Origin of the sequence: Roseomonas alba, from assembly GCF_019430885.1 — a bacterium.
Lineage (GTDB): Bacteria > Pseudomonadota > Alphaproteobacteria > Acetobacterales > Acetobacteraceae > Neoroseomonas > Neoroseomonas alba.
Genome location: NZ_JAHYBZ010000001.1, coordinates 572,431 through 591,247 on the forward strand (window position 1 = coordinate 572,431; position 18,817 = coordinate 591,247).

At 72.9% G+C, this 18,817-nt stretch carries 11 protein-coding genes; 5 read left to right on the forward strand and 6 right to left on the reverse strand.

Annotated features, from left to right (window positions below):
- Nucleotides 1-6 precede the first annotated feature (6 nt).
- Entirely contained in the window at nucleotides 7-801 is a 795-nt protein-coding gene (locus KPL78_RS02655; RefSeq protein ID WP_219761213.1) for an ABC transporter permease, read from the reverse strand.
- Complete coding sequence (locus tag KPL78_RS02660; protein ID WP_219761215.1) at nucleotides 798-1,175, reverse strand: RT0821/Lpp0805 family surface protein; 378 nt, start codon at nucleotides 1,173-1,175, stop codon at nucleotides 798-800. Before KPL78_RS02660 ends, KPL78_RS02655 begins: the two co-directional genes overlap by 4 nt.
- A 288-nt stretch (nucleotides 1,176-1,463) precedes the next feature.
- On the opposite strand from KPL78_RS02660, the gene KPL78_RS30710 reads away from it, so the two are divergent.
- From KPL78_RS30710 to KPL78_RS02680, 4 genes are read left to right on the forward strand one after another with little or no spacing between them, the layout of a single operon-like run.
- On the forward strand, nucleotides 1,464-3,242 hold the full coding sequence (locus KPL78_RS30710; protein WP_219761216.1) for a capsular polysaccharide export protein, LipB/KpsS family: 1,779 nt from the start codon (nucleotides 1,464-1,466) through the stop codon (nucleotides 3,240-3,242).
- Between the two features lie 16 nt (nucleotides 3,243-3,258).
- On the forward strand, nucleotides 3,259-4,494 hold the full coding sequence (locus KPL78_RS02670) for a capsule polysaccharide biogenesis protein (protein WP_219761218.1): 1,236 nt from the start codon (nucleotides 3,259-3,261) through the stop codon (nucleotides 4,492-4,494).
- Nucleotides 4,495-4,501: 7 nt separating this feature from the next.
- Entirely contained in the window at nucleotides 4,502-5,293 is a 792-nt protein-coding gene (locus KPL78_RS02675; protein ID WP_219761220.1) for an SDR family NAD(P)-dependent oxidoreductase, read from the forward strand.
- A complete protein-coding gene (locus KPL78_RS02680; RefSeq protein ID WP_219761221.1) occupies nucleotides 5,290-6,696 on the forward strand; it encodes an LTA synthase family protein in 1,407 nt (468 codons plus the stop codon). Before KPL78_RS02675 ends, KPL78_RS02680 begins: the two co-directional genes overlap by 4 nt.
- A gap of 72 nt (nucleotides 6,697-6,768) precedes the next feature.
- On the opposite strand, the gene KPL78_RS02685 is transcribed toward KPL78_RS02680, so the two are convergent.
- The 4 genes from KPL78_RS02685 to KPL78_RS02700 form a co-directional block, all read right to left on the reverse strand.
- Nucleotides 6,769-7,566 (reverse strand): formyltransferase family protein, encoded by a 798-nt coding sequence (locus KPL78_RS02685; protein WP_219761223.1) that lies wholly within the window; start codon nucleotides 7,564-7,566, stop codon nucleotides 6,769-6,771.
- A gap of 502 nt (nucleotides 7,567-8,068) precedes the next feature.
- Nucleotides 8,069-9,382, reverse strand: coding sequence for an aminotransferase class I/II-fold pyridoxal phosphate-dependent enzyme (locus KPL78_RS02690; protein ID WP_219761225.1), 1,314 nt, complete (start codon nucleotides 9,380-9,382; stop codon nucleotides 8,069-8,071).
- Nucleotides 9,379-16,599, reverse strand: coding sequence for a type I polyketide synthase (locus KPL78_RS02695; protein ID WP_219761227.1), 7,221 nt, complete (start codon nucleotides 16,597-16,599; stop codon nucleotides 9,379-9,381). The genes KPL78_RS02690 and KPL78_RS02695 overlap by 4 nt, the downstream gene beginning before the upstream one ends.
- A gap of 40 nt (nucleotides 16,600-16,639) precedes the next feature.
- Nucleotides 16,640-17,932 carry a glycosyltransferase family 4 protein gene (locus KPL78_RS02700; RefSeq protein ID WP_369412605.1) on the reverse strand — a complete coding sequence of 431 codons (1,293 nt, stop codon included), beginning with the start codon at nucleotides 17,930-17,932 and terminating at the stop codon, nucleotides 16,640-16,642.
- A gap of 323 nt (nucleotides 17,933-18,255) precedes the next feature.
- On the opposite strand from KPL78_RS02700, the gene KPL78_RS02705 reads away from it, so the two are divergent.
- On the forward strand, nucleotides 18,256-18,684 hold the full coding sequence (locus KPL78_RS02705) for a PaaI family thioesterase (protein WP_219761230.1): 429 nt from the start codon (nucleotides 18,256-18,258) through the stop codon (nucleotides 18,682-18,684).
- The last annotated feature ends 133 nt before the right edge of the window (nucleotides 18,685-18,817 follow it).

Consider the following 18,817-nt stretch of genomic DNA (forward strand, 5'->3'; position numbering starts at 1 on the left):
CTTCTCCTACTCCAGCCCGATGCGGTTGCGCACGATGCGCAGGCCGGCGAGCCCCAGCAGGTGCGGAACCAGGATCCAGCCGGCCACATAGGTAAGGTCGTAGTGCGGCGTGACGCGGTCGCCGAACTGGCCCGACCGCAGCAGCTCGAAGATATGGACCGTGGGGATCCATAGCACGATTTGCTGCATCCAGTCCGGCAGCCAGTCCACCATGAAGAACAGGCCGCTGAAGGGCAGCATCAGGTAGGACATGGCGTGGATGAGACGGTCGATTGCTTCCCATTCGCTGGTCAGGGCGCCGACCGTCAGGGCGACGCCCTGGGCGAGAAGGACCATCAGGCCAAGGGCGCTGATCATCTTGGCCGGTGAATCCGGCGGATCGCTGCCGAGGGCGATGCCGGCGACGGTGAAGATGGTCAGGACGCCGGTGCAGGCCACGGCTTCGATGATGTGGCGTGCGTAGAACAGGTCCGGCAGCGTCACCTGCCGATGATAGAGCAGTCCGCGGTTCGCGCCGATCGTCCCCGAGGCGCGATTGACCATGCCGCGGAAGGCGAAGAACATGATGTAGCCGATCGAGAAGAACTCGAAGGTGCCGCGCAGGTTCTCGCCGCCGATACTGGAGCCGTGGATCACCGCGATCATGCCGCCGAGCAGCAGCGGCTCGAAGAACAGCCAGACATAGCCCAGGCGATGCCGCCCGAAGCGCGTATGCATCTCGCGGATGATCAGCGCACCGATGACGCGCAACTGCTGCCGACCGCAGTCGATCAGCAGCGTCCCGGGCGCCGTTCCGCTCACGGCCCGCGCGACGCGCTGCGCAGCAGGGGCCGCGCCTCGCGCCAACCGGTGCCGGCGCTGCACACCAGCCGGCTGTACGCCGACCCGCCGGCACCGACCTCCACCTCGCGGCACTCGCTGCCGCTCGCCGCCAGATAGGCCCGCACCAGACGCAGCCGCACCACCTGCCCGGTGGAAGGAAGGGTGACCGTCTCCTCGGCGCCGGCGCCGCCGCCATGCGCGGCAAAGGCGATGACGGGGTCCGAGATCGCGGCCGGGGCCACGACATCCGTCGTCGGACCGGCGGTGTCCAGGCCACAGCCGGCGAGCAGCAGCACGCCGCCGAGCAGCGCCCTCGTCATCCCGCGCTCGCCATGATGCCGGGCAAGGATCATTCGGCAGCCATCCCTGAATTCGCTAATGCGGCAACCTAGCCTTTCGTCACGAAACACGCAAAAACAACAGGCTGTGGGGCGGTGCGGAGACGTGACTGGTGCTGGGTCGCCGCAGGACCGCCGCCAGGCGCGCAGGATGAGGCGAGGTTGCAGGCGCTGCACAGGGAACCTACCCATCAAGGGACCGCTTCCGAGCCGCGCCTGCTGGTGCCACCGGCCCTGCTGCGCCTCTGGCCCCATCTGCCGGCTTTCTGGTCCTGCACGCCATGGTTGCATGATGGGGGCGATGTGGATGATGTACGGCTGTTGCTGCCCTGCAACATGCCCGTGCCCATGCGCTGGGGCGGAACCGTCTTTCGGGTCACCCCGGGGCCATTTCCGCCCGTCGTCTTCGGGGGGCGCGGCGTGCCCGCCATCCTGTTCGGTGCGGCGGCCGAGGATCCGGTGGCTGCCGCGCTGGCCGTATCGCCACCATCCGACCCTGTCCGCGCCAGCATCCTGCGCGACACTCTGCGGGATGCGCGCATCGGCGGTCCGCCGGGGCTGGACGATCCGGGGCCGGCCGCGTTCGGACTCGCGCCGGCCGAGGCGCTGATCCTCCTCGATCCCTGCGATCCGGCACGCAGCGGGGCGGTGCAGGCCCTGTGGCAGGAGGCCGCGGCGGCGGCGCGGGCCGCGGGCCGCCCCCTTCTGGCCTGTCGTGCGCCCGAGGCGCCGGGGGACGCCCCTCCCGTGCTCTCTGCGACGCATCCGGGGCGGTTCTCCCCCTGGACGCTGTTCGACGTGGCGGCCCGGATCTACGCCCTGCCGGGGCCCACCGCGCACCTGGCCGCCCTGGCCGGGGTCGAGGTCCGGACCCCGGACGGCCCGATGCCGGACGGCCTCGCCACGCTGGCGGCCCTGGCCGCGGCCGCACGCTGCGTCGACCCGGCGGGCGGGCGGCCTGTCTCCATCGAGGAGGCCATCGCCCTGCTTGGCCGGTGGCGGGTGCAGGAGGCGGCGAACCGCCGCATCGCGGTCTGCGTCGGGATGTCCTTCTGGAAGCGGCGGCGCATCGCCTCGGCCCTCGCCTCCGCCGCTGGCCCGCCGGCCTTCGCCCGCAGCACCCGCGCCGCCATCGGCGAGGCCGTGCGCCGGGACGGTACCATCGCCGTATGGTCGAGCCGCGCGCCCGCCGGCCTCGAGGCCGCCGCACGCGCGGCGGGCATTCCGCTGCTCTGGGTGGAGGATGGGTTCATCCGTTCCGCCGGCCTCGGTGCAGGCTTCCTGCCGGCAGCATCGCTGACGCTCGATTCGCGTCGGCCCTATTTTGATCCCTCGGGGCCCAGCGACCTTGAGATCCTGCTCGCCACCGCGGCGTTCCCGCCGGCGCTGCTGGCGCGGGCGGCGGCGTTGCGCGCGATGCTCGTGGCGCGGGGTGTCACGAAGTACAATCTTTCGGGAGCGGCCCCGACCCTGCCGGCGACGCCAGGGCGCCGCCGCATCCTCGTGCCAGGCCAGGTGGAGGACGATCTGTCCGTCCTGCGGGGCGGGGCGGGGACGGTGCGCAGCAACCTCGCCTTGCTGCAGGCCGTGCGCGTCGCGCATCCCGACGCCTTCATCGCCTTCAAGCCGCACCCGGATGTCGAGGCCGGCTACCGGACCGGCCGGATACCGCCGGATCAGGCGCTCGCGCTGGCCGACATGGTGCTCGACCGGGCGCCCATCGCTCCCCTGCTCGCGCAGGTGGATGAGGTGCACACCATCACCTCGCTCACCGGCTTCGAGGCATTGCTCCGGGGCCTGTCCGTCACCTGCTGGGGCCAGCCTTTCTATGCCGGCTGGGGGCTGACGGAAGACCGCGCACCGATCCCGCGTCGGGTGCGGCGCCTCACCATCGATCACATCCTTGCTGGTGCGCTGCTGCTCTATCCCCGCTATCAGGACCCGGTGACCGAGCTGCCCACGACGCCGGAGGCCCTGCTCGACCGGCTTGCGGAGGCTGCCGCCTGGCGCGGCGGGCTGCCCGCGCGCCTGCGCCGCTGGCAGGGCCGGGCGATGGCGCGGCTGATGCGGGGCCGCGGCTGATGCAGGGTTGCGGTGGATGACGCAGCGGCGGTCGTTCCTGTTCCTGCAGGGTCTCGCGACGCATCTCTTCGTGCGGCTCGGCGATGCGCTGCTCGCGCGCGGGCATGCCGTGCATCGGGTGAACTTCAACGCCGGCGACCGGCTCTTCTGGCAGCGGCCCACCGCAACCGATTTCGCGGGCACCGACGCGCAATGGCCCTCAGCGCTCGAGGCGCTGGTCGAGGCCCACGGCGTCACCGACCTCGTGATGTTCAGCGATTGCCGCCCGCGGCACATCGCGGCGATCGCCGTCGCGAAGCGGCGCGGCATCCGGTCCTGGATCTTCGAGGAGGCGTATCTCCGCCCCGGCTACATCACGCTGGAGCAGGACGGGGTGAATGCCTTCTCGCCTCTGCCGCGGGATCCGGCGCGGATCCTTGCCATGGCGCGGGGCCTGCCGCCGGCGGCGCCCGAGACGCTGTCGGGCGGGTCCTTCCTGCGCCGGGCCAGCGACGATGTCCGCTATAACGTGCACAACGTCGTGAGGCGCCGACGCTTCCCGCATTGGCGGACCCATCGGCCCTGGAATCCCTTCCACGAATATACTGGCTGGCTCATCCGCGGTGCGCTGCGCCCGATCCGGCAGCGTGGCGCGCGGGGACGGCTCGCGATGCTCCAGACCTGGCCGGGACCGGTCTTCGTGCTGCCGCTGCAGCTCGAGGGCGACTACCAGCTTCGTCTGCATTCGCCCTTCCCGACGCTGGGGGAGGCGATCGCCACCATCCTCGCCTCCTTCGCACAGCACGCGCCTGGCACGGCGCTGCTGGCGGTGAAGGGCCATCCGCTCGACAACGGGCTGACCAATTGGGGACGGTTCGTGATGCGCCGGGCCCGGGCGCTCGGCGTCGGGGGACGCGTCATCTGGCTGCCCGAACTGCCCTTCGGCCCCGTGCTGGCGCCGGCGGCGGGCGTTGTCACGGTCAACAGTACGGCGGGGCTGCAATCCCTGCGTGAGGGCAAGCCTGTCATTGCGCTGGGCAAGGCGATCTACGACATGCCGGGCCTGACCTTCCAGGGCCGGCTCGACCGCTTCTGGACCGAGGCGATGCCGCCAGACATGGCGCTGGTGGATGCGCTGCGCCGCGTGCTTGCTGCGCACTGCCTGATCCGCGGCGGCTTCTTCAGCAAGGACGGCATCACCGAGGCGGTCGGCAATGCCGTGCCGCGGCTCGAGGCCGCAGCGGGGGCCGCACCGGGCCTCGCGGCGGAATAGCGCGGGCATGGCGCCCTTCGGCTGCGTGGTGATCTCGGGCGCCTCGCGCGGGTTGGGCGCGGCGCTGGCCGAGCGCTTCGCGACACGAGGCGTGACGCTGCGGCTGCTGGCGCGCACGGCGTCGGGGCTGGCGGAGACCGCGGCGCGCTGCGCGGCCCGGGGGGCGACCGTGGAGACGGCCGCGCTCGATGTCCGCGACGGCGTGGCGGTGGCGGCGCAACTCCTCGCCTGGGAGGCGACGCGGCCGGTCGATTGCATCATCGCCAATGCCGGCATCGCGCGCGGCGTGCGCCCGGATGGCGCGTGGGAAGGGCTGGCAGGCGCGACGGAGCAGGTCGCGGTGAACCTGCTCGGCGCGATGCACCTGGTCGAGCCACTGTTGCCGGCGATGCGCGAACGCCGCGCCGGGCGGATCGTGCTGATCGCGTCCGTCGCGGCGTATCGCGGGTTGCCGGATGCGCCGGGCTATGCCGCGTCCAAGGCCGGATTGCGTGCCTATGGGGAGGGGCTGCGCGCGGCGCTCGCCCCGCGCGGCGTCGGCGTGACGGTGGTGCTGCCGGGATTCTTCGACAGCGCGATGGGCGACCGCTGGGCCGGACCGCGGCCGCTCGCGGTGTCCCTGGATGTCGCGGCGGAACGGACGCATCGCGCGATCCTGCGCGGGGCGCGGCGGGCGGCGTTTCCGCTGCCGCTCGCCGCGCTGCTGCGTGTCGTGGATGCGATGCCGGCGGGCGTGTCGGACTGGATGGTCCGCCGCATGCGCTTCCGCATCCGGCCCGAGGATGGGCCGAGCGTGTGAGCGCTGCGCTGCACCTGATCCTCGGTGCGCTGCTGCCGCTGCCCTTCTGGCTGTGGCTGCGGCATGGCGCGCGGGCGCGTGTCTCGGCCTGGATGGGGCTGGATGCGGCGCCGGTCGTCGCGCTGTTCCTGGTGCTGCTGGCGGTGACGGGGCGCCCGATCATGGCGGGCGGCTTCGCGGCAGGGGCGTGCCTGTTCCTCGGCGTGGCGGATCGCGCCAAGCGCACGGCGCTGGGTGAGCCGCTGACCTTCACCGATGGCGGGCTGCTGTGGCAGGTCGTGGCGCATCCGCGCTTCTACCTGCCCTTCGTGCCGACGGTCGTGATCGTCGGCGGGCTTGGCGCAGGCGTCATGGCCTTCCTGCTGGTGCTGTGGCTGGAACCGGTGCTGCCGTTGGGCTGGATGGTGCGGGTTGCGTTGCTGCTGCTGGCCGCAGTCTTGGTCGCGTTGATCATGCGGCCGCTGGCGCTGCTGCGTGGCGCCGAACCGGCACGCGAGCCGGCGCGAGATGCGGCGCGCTTCGGGCCGATCGCGACCTTCGCGCTGCATGCGCGCATCGCGGCGGTGGAACGCGGCGCACGCCGTGCGGCGCATCCGCCCGCGCCGGCCGTCGCGCGGCCCGATGCCGCGACGCCGCATCTGGTGCTGCTGCAGTTGGAATCCTTCTGCGATCCGCGGCGGCTCGGCATTCCGGCGGCGCTGCCCCGCTGGGATGCGCTCGGTCGCGAGGCGGTTGCGCGCGGGCCGCTTGCCGTGCCCGGTTTCGGCGCGAACACGATGCGCACGGAGTTCGTGGTGCTGACCGGACTTGCGGACGATGTGCTCGGCCTGGATCGGTTGAATCCCTATTTCCGCTTTGCCCGCGCGCCGGTGGGCTCGCTCGCCTGGACGCTGCGGGGGGCGGGGTATGCGACCACTTGCCTGCATCCCTTCGATGCGCGCTTCTTCGGGCGCGATCGCGTGCTGCCGGCGCTGGGCTTCGAGCGGTTCGACGCTGCCGAGGCCTTTTCGGGAGCCGAGCAGGCGCATGGCCTGGTGACAGACGCTGCGGTGGCCGAGCGGCTCATGGCTGCACTCGACGCGGTGTCGGGTCCGGCTTTCCTCTACGCCATCACCGTGGCGGGGCACGGTCCCTGGTCTGGGCCGGATCCGGCGGTGAGCTGGGCGGCGCGGATGGAAGCGACGGATGCGATGCTCGGCACGTTTGTGGAGGCGGCGCGACGCAGCACGCGGCCCGTGGTGCTGGTGGCGTTCGGCGACCATCGGCCGGCCTTGCCGGCGGCACGCGGCGGCACGGATACCGACTATGTCGTCTGGCGCAGCGATGGTGCAGGGCAGGGGGATGTGCGGCCGCTCGACGCCGCGTCGTTGAACCGCCTGGTCGCGGCGACGGTGCTCGGCTGAGGCGCTGGAGCGGGCGGCCTTCGCCTGGGTTTGCATCGCGCGTTCCAGCCATGGCCAGGAGAGCAACCTGCTCTACCGCACCGCGCCGTGCAACGCCCGCGCGGCGCGGAAATCCGCCCAGCCGGTCAGCCGCACGCCGCGCTTCGCCGCCGCCGCCAAGTCCTGCTGCGTCGGGAAGGGACGATAGGGCAGCGTCGGCACTTCCACGCCGCGATCGCGGCCCGCGGCGATCTCCTCGATCACGTCCAGCAGCAACTCCGCGCCGGCGCGATGCAGCGCGCGCGCCATGCCCGACACCGTCGCGCCATCCGGCGGCGTCACCGCGCGCTGCGCGAGGATCGCCCCCGCATCGATGCGGGGAACGAGGCGATGCACCGTCACGCCGAACTCGCCATTGCCATCCGCTGCCGCCCAGAAGCACGGCATCGGCCCGCGATGCAGCGGCAGCAGGGACGGATGCAGATTGATCCCGCCAAGGCGTGCCAGCGCGATCGTCTCCGGCGCGAGGATCTGGTCGAAATGGCAGGTGACGATGAGGTCGGGCTTCAGCGTTGCCAGCATGCCCTGGATCGTCGCACCGTTCACCGATGTGACGACGGTCGGCGGCACGCCCCGCGCGAAGGCCGCGACGCCGACCGGACCCACGCCCTCGCCGCGCATCAGCCGCGGCGCGGCGAACTCGACGAAGAGCCAGGGCAGGATGCGCCAGCCGGACCGCGCGACATGCTTCCGCGTGGACGCGACGTTCGCGCTGTAGGCGTCCGACAAGCCGAGGAAGACGATGTCATGCGGGGTATCACGCAGGACACGCGCGGCAGCCTCGGAGGTTGCGGTGGATTCGAGGGTGAGGACGGCGAGGCGGAGGGTCATCGGGGAGCGCGGTCGTGGCGCGACGGGGAGGGGCTTTGCCCCTCCCCGGACCCCACCCCACCAAAGGCCGAAGGGCCTTTGGAAACCTCAACCTGGCGCTGTGCGCCGCTGCCAGAAGAGTGCCGAGACCCGCGTTTGCGCGCGAAGGCCGCTGGGGGGGTTCGCCATGCCTGTTGTGCCCGGCGCCAGAAGACTGCGTTCCAAGTGCTCCAAGCACTTGGCGGGGTGGTTTGGAGGGGCGGCGCCCCTCCGATCGCGACCGTGAAAGTATCGGAGCAATCGGGAAGCCCATTGGAAACCAACACCTGGCACCCGGCCCGGTGGTCGGGCCATGACGGCATGTACCCACGCTGCCCGGCGGTCGGACACCGAGCACCAACGTCCGTCGCGCTGTTCGGACTGCCTCCCGTGCCTGGCACCAAGTCAAGGTTTCCAAAGGCCCAGTGGCCTTTGGCGGGGTGGTTTGGAGGGGCAGAGCCCCTCCAACAGCGACCCCCGCCGTTCAGCCCGCGATCTCCGCCGGCCGTGCGCCCGCCATCGCCTGCGCGACCGCCTCGACCGTCCGGCGGATCTGGGTCTCGGTGTGATCCGCCGACAGGAAGAAGCGCAGCCGTGCCGAGCTTTCCGGCACGGCCGGGTAGAGGATCGGCTGCACGTTGATGCCGACATCGAACAGCGCCTGCGACAGCCGCGCCGCGCCCACCGAGGAGCCGACGATAATCGGCACGATGGCGAGCCCGGCCGAGGTTCCCGTGTCCAGCCCGGCTTCCTTCGCAAGCCGCAGGAACAGCGTCGCGTTCGACTGGAGGCGTGCGACGCGGTCGGGCTCGGCGGCGAGGATGCGCAGGGATTCCAGCGCGGCGGCGGCGAGCGCGGGGGCCATGCCCACCGAATAGACGAAGCCGGGCGCGGAGTGCTTGAGCCAGGCGATCAGATCCGCGTTGCCGGCGATGTAGCCGCCGCATCCCGACAGCGTCTTGGACAGCGTGCCCATCCAGATGTCGACGTCGCGCGCATCGACGTTCCAGTGCTCGTGGATGCCGTGGCCGGTCGCACCCACGACGCCCATGCCGTGGGCCTCATCCACCATCAGCCAGGCATCGTGCTTGCGCGCCATCTCGACGAAGCGGGGCAGGTCGGGGATGTCACCGTCCATCGAGTAGTGGCCCTCGATGACGATGAGGGCACGGCGCGCGGCGCGGCGGGCGGCGGCGAGTTCCTTTTCCGCGGCGCGCCAGTCGTTGTGGGCGAAGGCGATGCGTTTGGCGCCTGACAGGCGAGCGCCCTCGGCACAGGAATTGTGGATGGCGGCGTCGTGCAGGATCAGGTCGCGCGGGCCCATCAGATGACCAAGCACCGTGACGTTGGTCGCGTGGCCGGAGACGAAGGCGAGTGCGGCGTCCACGCCGTAATGCGCGGCGATCGCTTCTTCGAGCGCCGCATGCACGGGGCGTTCGCCGGAGACCATGCGTGATGCCGAGGCCGAGACGCCGTGGCGTTCGATCGCGGCCTGTGCCGCACGCATCACGCGCGCATCGCCGTTCAGGCCGAGATAGTTGTAGGAACCGTAGTTGATGACCTCGCGATTGCCGATGATCGAGGTCGCGCCGGCGATGCCCTCATGCGGGCGGAAGAACGGGTTTTCGAGGCCGAGTGCGCCGGCGGCCTCGCGGATCAGCTCCATGTCGCGCTGGCCGGGAAGTTCGCGGAAGGCGCGGGCCGCGCCGGGGGCGGGGCCCTTGTCTTCCTTGCGCTTCGACAGGCGTTGCAGCAGGGCGAGCCGGGCGGTCGCCGACAGGCCGAAGCCCTGGGTCACTTCACGCTCTCCGGTGCGGCGGCGCGCTCGGGCTCATAGGCATCCATCAGTGACTGCACCGTCTGTTCCGTCCGGTCTTCCAGAACGACGCCGGCGATCCGGCCAGCGAGGATGGCGATGGTGAGGTCTTCGGTGACGCTCGCCAAGGGCACCTGTACGCCGAGCCGCCGTTCCAGCGCCATGCGCAATTCGAGTCCGCCGAGGCTGTCCAGGCCAAGCCCCGCCACCGGGGCATCGGCACCGACTGCTTCGATGGGCAGCCGGAGGATGCGACCGATTTCCTCCTGCGCCAGACGGACCAGGCGGGCGCGGGCTTCGTCGGGCGGCAGCGCGCGGAGTTCGGCGCGGAGATCGGCCCCTTCCGCGCCGCCCTCGCGCGCGGCGCGCACGGCGGCGTAGGCGGGCTCGGCGAGGATCGGCAGGCCTGCCGACAGCGTGCCCCAGGTGACGCGGGCGACATGCGCGACCGGCACGCCGGCGGCGAGAATGGCAGGGAGCGTGGAGAGCGCCTCCTGCGCCGGCATGGGCGCGACGCCGGTGCGGCGTTCGAGCGTCTCGGCGGTGGCGGTGTCGCGGGCCAGGATGCCAGCATCCGCGATGGGACCCCAGCCGATGGCGAGCGCCGGCTTGCCCGCCGCGACCCGGCGCCGCGCGATGGCTTCCAGCGCGAGATTCGCCGCGACGTAGTTCGCCTGGCCGGGATTGCCGAAGGCCGTGGTGGCCGAGGAGAACAGCAGGAACAGGTGCAGCGGATCGTCGGCGGTCAGGCGGTCCAGCGCCTCGGCCGCGAGCAGCTTGGGGGCGAGCACCGTCGCGAATCGCGCCGCATCCATGGTCGTCGCGGCGCCATCGGCGAAGGCGGCGGCGGCGTGGACGATGCCGCGGATCGGCGGGCCTTCGCGGCGCAGCTTCTTCAGGAGCACCGCCAGCGCCGTGTCGTCGGCGGCATCGCAGGCTTCGATCCGGGCGCGCGCGCCGAGTGCCGCAAGGGTGCGCAGCGCGGCATCCGCCCCGGGCGTCGTCCCGCCGCGGCGCGAGACCAGCACGAGGTGCGCCGCACCCTCCGCGGCAAGCCATTTCGCGCATTCCAGCCCGAAGCCCTGCACGCCGCCCAGGACGAGATAGATCCCGTCCGCATCGGGCTTCCACGGTTCGGGGGCGGGGTCCGCAGTATCGGCGGGCGGGCGGATCACCAGCTTGCCGATATGGGTGGAGGCCTGGAGGGTGCGGAAGGCGCTCTCGGTCTCCGCCGCCTCGAACACCGCATGGGGCAGGGGCAGCAGCGTGCCTTCGGCGAGGCGCGCGGCGATGTCGGCGAGCAGTGCGGCGGCAAGGTCGGGTTTGGCACGCGGCAGCGCATCGGCGTCGACCGCGAAGTAGGAGACGTTACGGCGGAAGGGGCGCAGCGGTGCGCGGCGGTTCTCGACGAAGTCGCGCTTGCCGAGCTCGATGAACCGCCCGAAGGGCGCGACAAGGCCAAGCGAGCGTTCCATCGCCTCGCCGGCGAGCGAGTTCAGCACGACGTCGACGCCTTCCGGCCAGGCGGCGCGCAGCGCGTCGGCGAAGCCGGCATCGCGGCTGTCGAGCACGAGATCAACGCCCGTCATGCGCAGGAAGGCGCGCTTCTCGGCGCTGCCTGCGGTGGCGGCGACCAGCGCGCCGGCGGCCTGGGCGATCTGGATGGCGGCGAGGCCCACGCCACCGGCGCCGCCATGGATCAGCACGCGCTCGCCGGGGCGGATGCGGGCCAGGGTCTCCAGGGCATAGGCCGCGGTGATGAAGGCGACGGGGATGGTCGCCGCGGCTTCGGGCGACAGGCCCGCCGGCAGCGGCGCCAGGGCTTCCGCGCGGGTCAGCGCGCGGGTACCGAAGGCCGAGGGCGCGAAGCCGAAGACCGCCTGGCCCGGCCGCAGCGCGACATCGGGGCCGACGGCCTCGACGATGCCTGCACCTTCCATGCCGAGGGTCGGGCCGGCGAAGCCGTCCATCAGCGCGTCCTCGGGCAGCAGGCCCTGGGCCCACATCAAATCGCGGAAGTTCAAGCCGGCGGCCTGGAGGCGCAGGCGAACCTCGCCGGGGCCGGGCTCGGGCAGGTCGGGTAGCGGTGCCCAGGCGAGGCTGCCGATCTGTCCGGGCTGCCCGACGAGCAGCCGGCGTGCCCCGCCCGCTTCGCCAACAGGCAGGCCGGGGGACAGCAGCGGCGTCATCCGGCCCTGGGGCGTGACGATCACCTCCGGCGCGTCGCCGCCGAGTTCGGCGGCCAGCCGCCGCGCCGCGCGGTCCACCGGCAGGGCGGGATCGAGGCTGATCCGGCGCAGCTTCAGCTCCGGCATCTCATTCGCCAGCACCCGACCGAGGCCAGCGATGGCTGCGGCGCGCGCCGTGTCGCCGGCGCCGACCAGCGCGAAGCTTGCCGCCGATCCCATGGCGGCCTCGGCGAGGCGGGTCGCGGCGGCGAGGGTCGCACCCGCATCCGTTTCCGCGCGCATCAGGGCGACAACCTGGGCGCCGCGCATGTCGCGCGGGCTCGGCGGCGTGACGAGGGGATGCCGCGCAACCGCGTGGCCTTCGCTGTGCAGCGCGGCTTCCAGCGCGGTGCCAAGCGGTTCCGCACCGGTCTCGACGCAGACCAGCACGCGGCGCGGCTTCGGCACCGCGGCGACGATCACCGACGGCGCGCGCGCGGCCAGCAGCAGCGCGGGCCAGGGCGCGGCGGACAGCGGCAGCGCGTCGGGGGATTCGAAGCCGGCCTGCGACAGTGCCGCGCGCCAGGCTTCGGCATCGGGCAGCGCGCCGTCGCCGCCATCCCACCAGGACGGGTCCTGCCCGCAGGCAAAATCCCACAGCCGCCCCGGCGCGGGTTCGGCAAGCAGCAGCAGCCCGCCCGGCACGCAGGCATTGCGCAGCGCGGCCGCGAGCTTCGTTCCCGATCGCCCGCACGCCCCGGCGGCGAGGCCGATGACGAGGTCCGCCGGTTCCACCGCGCCCGTCCCGGCGAGTGGATCCCAGCCAGTCCAGGCGAAGGCGATACCCTCGACGGCGGGGGGCGCCGCGCCGGCGCGGGCTTCCCCGGCGGCGCGGTATTCGACGCGGCGGCCGGAAGTGGCGAGGGCCGCCACGGCATGGCGCGTCAGCGGCCCGCCGCCCGACAGGTCGAGCACCCGCAGCGCGCGGCCTTCCGGCCAGGCGGCGGCGAGCGAGGCGATCGCCGTTTCCATCACCGCGGCGATGCGCGCGAAGGCGCCGGCTTCGGGCGGCGGCGGCGCGGCGGCGGCAGCTTCGCCGGCCAGTGCCGTGGGCAAGGTCTCCGCGGCGCGCGCCAGCCATGCCATGTCGAGCGCGAGACGGGGCTGTTCGGCCAGCACCGCGCGCCAGATCTCCTGCGCCGGCGGCAGCGGCTGGTCCTCGGCGAGGCGCCAGCCGGCGCCGTTCTCCTCGGCGAAGCCGCCTTCGGCGAGGGCTTGCCAAAGCGCCCGGCGATAGGGGGTGGCGAGCGGCGGCGCGGCCGGCAGGGCGGCGATGGCCGCGGCGGCGGCGAAGCCTTCCAGCAGCAGCGCGGCCTCGGTCATGTCGGCCGCGGCATCGGCGGCGCGGGCGGCCTCCAGCGCGGCCTCGGCATCGAGCGGCGCCGGGGCGGGCGGCAAGGGGGGCGCGGGCAGCGGTTCGAGGCGGAAGGCGCTGTCGGCGATGTCGTTGCGGCCGGGCAGGCGGATGCGCTGGAGCCAGACATCGTCGGCGATGGCGACGACCGCCTCGGCCGCGTCGCGCAGCACCAGGTCGGCGGCGACGAAGCGCTCGCCACGGCGGGTCAGGGCGACCTCGGCGCTGGCGGGGGGTTCCGCGCCGCGACGGGCGGACAGGCGGCCGATGCGCACCGGGACCAGCGATTGCCCCTCCGCGCGCACCTGCGCCGAGAGCAGCGCGATCAGCCCTTGCAGCGCACCGTCCAGCAGGACGGGGTGCAGGATGAAGCCCTCGGCCGGCGGGGCGGTGTCGGGCAAGCGCAGGGTGACGCGCGCGCGCGCCTCGGCATCATTGGCCAGGACGGATTGCACGGGGCGGAAGGCGGGGCCGTAGTCGAGGCCGCTGCGTGCGGCGAGCGCGACCACCTCGGCGCCCGTCACGCGGCGCGTGCCGCCGGCGGGTGGCACGGCAGCGGCGGGAAGGCGCGGCAGGACGGCGATGCGCGCCCGGGCGGAGAGGCTCCAGGGCTCCTCGGCGAGGCGCCGGCGGCTCTCGAGGACGAAGCCGCCTTCCTCTTCGGTCACCACGCGGACCTCCCGCGTGCGGTCGGGTTCGAGCGGCAGGGGACGCAGGATGACGAGGTCGGAGACCTCGACCACCTCGGCCTCCGGATGGCGCGCGGCGGCGGCGGCGAGGGCCATCTCGGCCATGCCGGCGGCGGGCAGCACAGCCTCGCCGAGCAGCTTGTGGTCGGCGAGCCAGGGATGCAGCTCGGTGTCGAGCCAGGTGGTCCAGGCCCGCGCATCCTCGCCCTGGCGAATGCCGAGCAGGGGATGGTCGCGGCGCGGCAGGGTCAGAGCCGCGCCCTCGGTGGTGCGGGGGAACCAGGTCGGGCTGCGGGCGAAGGGGGTGCGGGGCAGGGCGCGTTCGGCCGGGCCAGTGAAGGCGGGGCCCTCGCGCGGGTCGGCGCCGCGGGCGATGGCGCGGTCGGCGATGGCGGGGAAGGGGTCGCCGGCGCCGTCGCGCCGCGTCAGCGTGGCGAGCACGGCCGCACCCTCGGTGCCCTCGCGCAGGCTTTCGCGCAGGTAGGATTGCAGTACGGCCGCCGGGCCGATTTCGAGGAAGAGCCGCGCGCCGGCCTCGGCCGCGGCATGGACGGCTTCGCGGAAGCGCACCGGCTCGCGCAGGTTGCGCCACCAATAGGCGGCGATGGCGTCTTCGCCCCCAATCACGGAGCCGGTCACCGAGGAGACCATGGGCAGGGCGCCGGCCTGCGGCGCCAGTGCGGCGAGATCGGCCAGCAGCCCATCGCGCACCGGGTCCATCGTCGCCGCATGGAAGGCGTAGTCGAGGTCGAGCGTCACGGCCGAGACCCGCGCCTGTTCCGCCGCGGCGCAGAGCCGCGCGATGGCCTCGGCCGGGCCGGCCACGGTGATGGCGGACGGGCCGTTGATGGCGGCGACGTCCAGCCCCGGCCCGTTCGCCTCCAGCAGTGGGGCGGCGGCTTCGGCCGAGGCACCGATCGCGGCCATGCGGCCGGTCCCGCGCGTCATGTGCTGGTGGCGCGACCGTGCGACGATCAGCCGCGCGGCCTGGTCGAGCGGCAGGATACCGGCGCACCAGGCGGCGGCGACCTCGCCCACCGAATGGCCGAGCACGAGCGCCGGCCGGATGCCCTGTACCGCCAGCGCGCCGACCACGCCAACCTGCACGGCGAAGAGCAGCGGCTGGGCGATGTCGGTGCCGGCCAGCATCGCCGCCGGCACGCCGCGCTTCAGCAGCGTCAGCGGCGACCAGCCGAGCAGCGGGGCGAGCGCTGCATCGGCCTGCTTCACGGCGTTGCGGAAGGCGGCGTTGCTGCGCAGTGCCTCCTTCGCCATGCCGGCATGCTGGGCGCCGTTGCCGGAGAAGACGAAGGCCGTGCTGCCGCGCACCGCCTGGCCCTGCGCAGCGGCGTCGCGGTTGCCCTGGGTCCAGGCGTCCAGGGCCTCGCTGAGCGCATCGCCATCCGCGCCCCGCAGCACCAATCGATGGGCTGCCAGATCACGATGCCGTGCGACGCCGCGCGCGAGGGCCGCGCCATCCGCCCCAGGCAGCCTGCCGCGCCAGGTTTCGACCAGCAGGCCGAGCGCGGCTTCGGAATGCGCCGAGAGCACCAGCGGCGGCACGCCGCGCGGCCGGCCTGCGGGTTGCGGCTTCGTGGCCGGTGCGCGGCCGAGCAGCACCGTCGCATTCGTGCCGCCGAAGCCGAAGGAATTCACTCCGACCACGGCATCCGCGCGCGGCGAGACCGGCGTCGCCGCCGTCGGCACGGCGATGTTCCAGCCGGCGAAATCGATCTCGGGATTGGGGTCGCCGAAGTGCAGCGAGGGCGGGACGATACCCTTCTCCAGCACCAGCATCGCCTTGAGCAGGCCGGCCATGCCGGAGCCGGCTTCGAGATGCCCGATATTGGTCTTCACCGACCCGATCGGCAGCGGTGCATCACGATGCTGCGCGATGGTGGTTCCGATGGCCCAGCTCTCGGCCGGGTCGCCGACGCGGGTGCCGGTGCCATGCGCCTCGAAAGCGACGAAGCGGTCCGGCGCGATGCCGGCGCGCGCGACGACGCGGCCCATCAGGGCAGCCTGGGCGCTGCGGTTCGGCAGCGACAGGCCGATGGTGCGCCCGGCGGCGTTGACGCCGGACCCGAGCAGCACCGCGCGGATCGGGTCGCCGGCGGCGATAGCGTCGTCCAGGCGCTTGAGGATCACCACGCCCGCGCCCTCGGCGCGCACATAGCCGTCCGCGGACGCGTCGAAGGCGCGGCAGCGCCCGGTCGGCGAGAGCATCCCCGCGCGCGAGAAGCCGATGAAGGAATAGGGCGAGAGCAGCATGTTCACCCCGCCCACCACCGCGGCTTCCAGATCGGGCTGGTCGGCGAGGGCGAGGGCGGCGTGGTGCAGCGCCACCAGGGAGGAGGAGCAGGCCGTGTCGATGGTCTGCGCCGGCCCGCGCAGGTCGAAGACGTTGCCGATCCGGTTCGCCAGGATCGACAGCGCGTTGCCGGTCATGAAGAAGCGGTCGCCGGCCGAGGGATCCTCCAGCCGCAGCTCCGCATAGTCGGTCGAGGAACCGCCCGCATAAACGGCGATGTGCCGCCCCGCGAGGCGTTCGGCGGGCCAGCCGGCATCCTCGAAGGCTTCGGCGGCGACTTCCAGCAGCAGGCGCTGCTGCGGGTCCATCTCGGCGGCTTCGCGTGGGGACAGGCCGAAGGCGGGCGCGTCGAAGCCGGCCGCATCGCCGATCGTCCCGGCCGCGAAGGTATAGGCCCGGCCGGGCTCGGATTTGCGCGGATGGCCCCAGCGCGCCTGGTCGAAGCGGTCGGCCGGCACGGTGGTAACGGCGTCCCGGCCCTCGGCGAGCAGCGACCAGAAGGCGTCGAGGTCCGGCGCGCCGGGCAGGCGGCAGGCAGCGCCGATGATCGCGATGCCGCCGGAGGGGCGGGACGTGCGGGCCGACAGGATGGGGCGCCTCGAACCGGGTGTCGTCATCCGCGCGGCAGACCCTGCCCGGGGCAGCGGGCCGGGCGGATCATCGCAACACCAGGGGGCGCGCCGCGACGGGATCGGGCGTCGGCATGACTGCGCCTGGGCGGCGCGAGGGAGCCAGCGGCAAGGTCGCTGCGTGATGCGTGGCGACCTCGTCGAGAAGCCGATCCACCGCCTCGAAGTGGCAGGGCCAGTCGGGCGCGGACCAGCCTCGCATGCGGGCCTGCTGCGCGGCCCGCGCGCGGCTGTCCGGCGTGGCGTAGTCGAGCACCATCCGCCGCCATCCGGCCCCGTCCAGCGGGTCGAGATATTCCGGCACGTCGCCGCCAACCTCGCGCAGCGCCGGCAGGTCGGAGCAGATGGCCGGCGCGCCGACGGCCAGGGCCTCGGCCAGCGGCAGCCCGTAGCCCTCGGCGAAGGAGGGGAAGAGCAGGGCCCGGCTGCCGGCGAGCAGCCCGGCGACGGCCGGGTCGGCGAGCGACCCCGCCTCGCTGACCAGCCCGCGCAGCAGCGTGCAGCGTTCGAGCAGGTCGAGGACGTTCTCGTTTTCCCAGCCGCGGCGACCGACCAGAACGAGGCGCGGCGCGGCCGGTCCCCATTTCTCGGCGAAGTCGCGCCAGAGATGGAGCAGCAGCAAATGATTCTTGCGCGGCTCGATGGTGCCGATGGAGACGAAATAGGGACCATCCGGCTGCACGGCCCGATCGGGCACCGGCATGGGCATATCGATGCCGAGCGGCGCGACCACCACGGCGGGCGGATTGGCCTGGCGGACCAGATGCGGCTGCAGCACCGCCGCCGTCGCCGCGGAATTGACGATGATGCCGGAGGCGAGAGACGCGACCGTCTCCAGCCGCCGCAGATGCTGCATGGCCACGCCCGGGCGCGCGTATTCCGGATGCGTCGCCGGGATCAGGTCATGCACCAGCGGGATGAAGGCCGCACCCTGGTCGCGCAATGCCGCGATGGGTTCGGCCTTTTCCATGAGGCGGTGGGAGACGAGCAGGAACAGCGTTCGGCGCTCCCGCGCCATGATCTGGGCCAGCCGGCTGCGGCCGCGGCCGATGGTGGCCTGCATGAGCGCCTTTCGGCCCAGCCGGAACGCGGCCTGCCGCGTGGCCTCTGCCTTCGGGCCGCCGGTCCAGCCATGGGTGAGCAGGGCCGCGAAATCCGCAACCAGCCCATGCGGCAGGGCGGCATATCCGCCCCAGGGGCCGCGGGCACAGAAGGTCACCTCGGCCGGCCCGCGCGCGAGCCATTGCGCCGCATAGGCAGCCTCGACACGATCGATCCCCGAGGGCGCCCGGCGGCGGCCACATGCCAGGAACCGGGACACGTCCAGAATTACGTGCACGGCACCACCATTTTCTGTCGGCCACTCCGGCCGCACCCCAAGCCACCCCTGGCGGAGCGAACGGAGCGTTCGATCGAGACACGGCATCCTTCTTGGTCGGGATACGCGTGGCGCAGTGACGTTTCGCCCGCCGCGGTTGTTACCACAAGCCTAATCCTTCGGCAGGGCCAGCCGTCAACACTCATGGTTGAGGTCCCAAACTTTCTCCCGGTCCAGTAGCGGGGCCGTCCACTCGCTTGCCTCATGCCGGCGGCTGTGCACATTTCGCGCCAGCACCGAGGCAGGACGGGCAGGAAGCGGGCGGCATGAGCATCTGGCGTCGTCCGGTGGAGCCGGCCGAAATAGAGCAGCGCTTCGCGGGCAGCCTGCCCGGCCTGTTCGGCATTCGTATCCTGGAAATCGGCCCCGACTTCATTCGTGCCGACATGCCGGTCGACGACCGCCACGTCCAGCCCTTCGGAATCCTGCATGGGGGTGCCTCGGTGGTGCTGGCCGAAACCCTGGGCAGCGTCGCGAGTCAGTTGACGCTGCCCGAGGACCGCCGCGCCGTGGGGCTCGAGATCAATGCGAATCACGTGGCGGCCGTGCCGAAGGGCGACACTGTGACGGCGCTCTGCCGGCCCCTGCATCTCGGCCGCACCACCCAGGTCTGGCAGACGGAGATCCATCGGGCGGACGGGCGGCTCGCCTGCGTCTCCCGCCTGACCACGGCGGTGGTGGAAGCCCGCGGCTGAGAGGCGATTCGGAGCTGCGCTGCGGGACGCATCGCGGGACAGGCCACGACCGCCCCGTTGCCGCGCGGATGCAGCGCCGATAGCCTGCGCGCCGGAAACGCAGAACGTCGCCGGCCCTCCGCTTCTTCCGAGG

Excerpts from the sequence above, each read along its gene's own strand:
- KPL78_RS02660 (WP_219761215.1), bottom strand. The coding sequence starts at position 1,175 with ATGATCCTTGCCCGGCATCATGGCGAGCGCGGGATGACGAGGGCGCTG.
- KPL78_RS02670 (WP_219761218.1), top strand. The coding sequence starts at position 3,259 with ATGACGCAGCGGCGGTCGTTCCTGTTCCTGCAGGGTCTCGCGACGCAT.
- KPL78_RS02705 (WP_219761230.1), top strand. The coding sequence starts at position 18,256 with ATGAGCATCTGGCGTCGTCCGGTGGAGCCGGCCGAAATAGAGCAGCGC.
- KPL78_RS02685 (WP_219761223.1), bottom strand. The coding sequence starts at position 7,566 with ATGACCCTCCGCCTCGCCGTCCTCACCCTCGAATCCACCGCAACCTCC.
- KPL78_RS02675 (WP_219761220.1), top strand. The coding sequence starts at position 4,502 with ATGGCGCCCTTCGGCTGCGTGGTGATCTCGGGCGCCTCGCGCGGGTTG.
- KPL78_RS02695 (WP_219761227.1), bottom strand. The coding sequence starts at position 16,599 with ATGACGACACCCGGTTCGAGGCGCCCCATCCTGTCGGCCCGCACGTCC.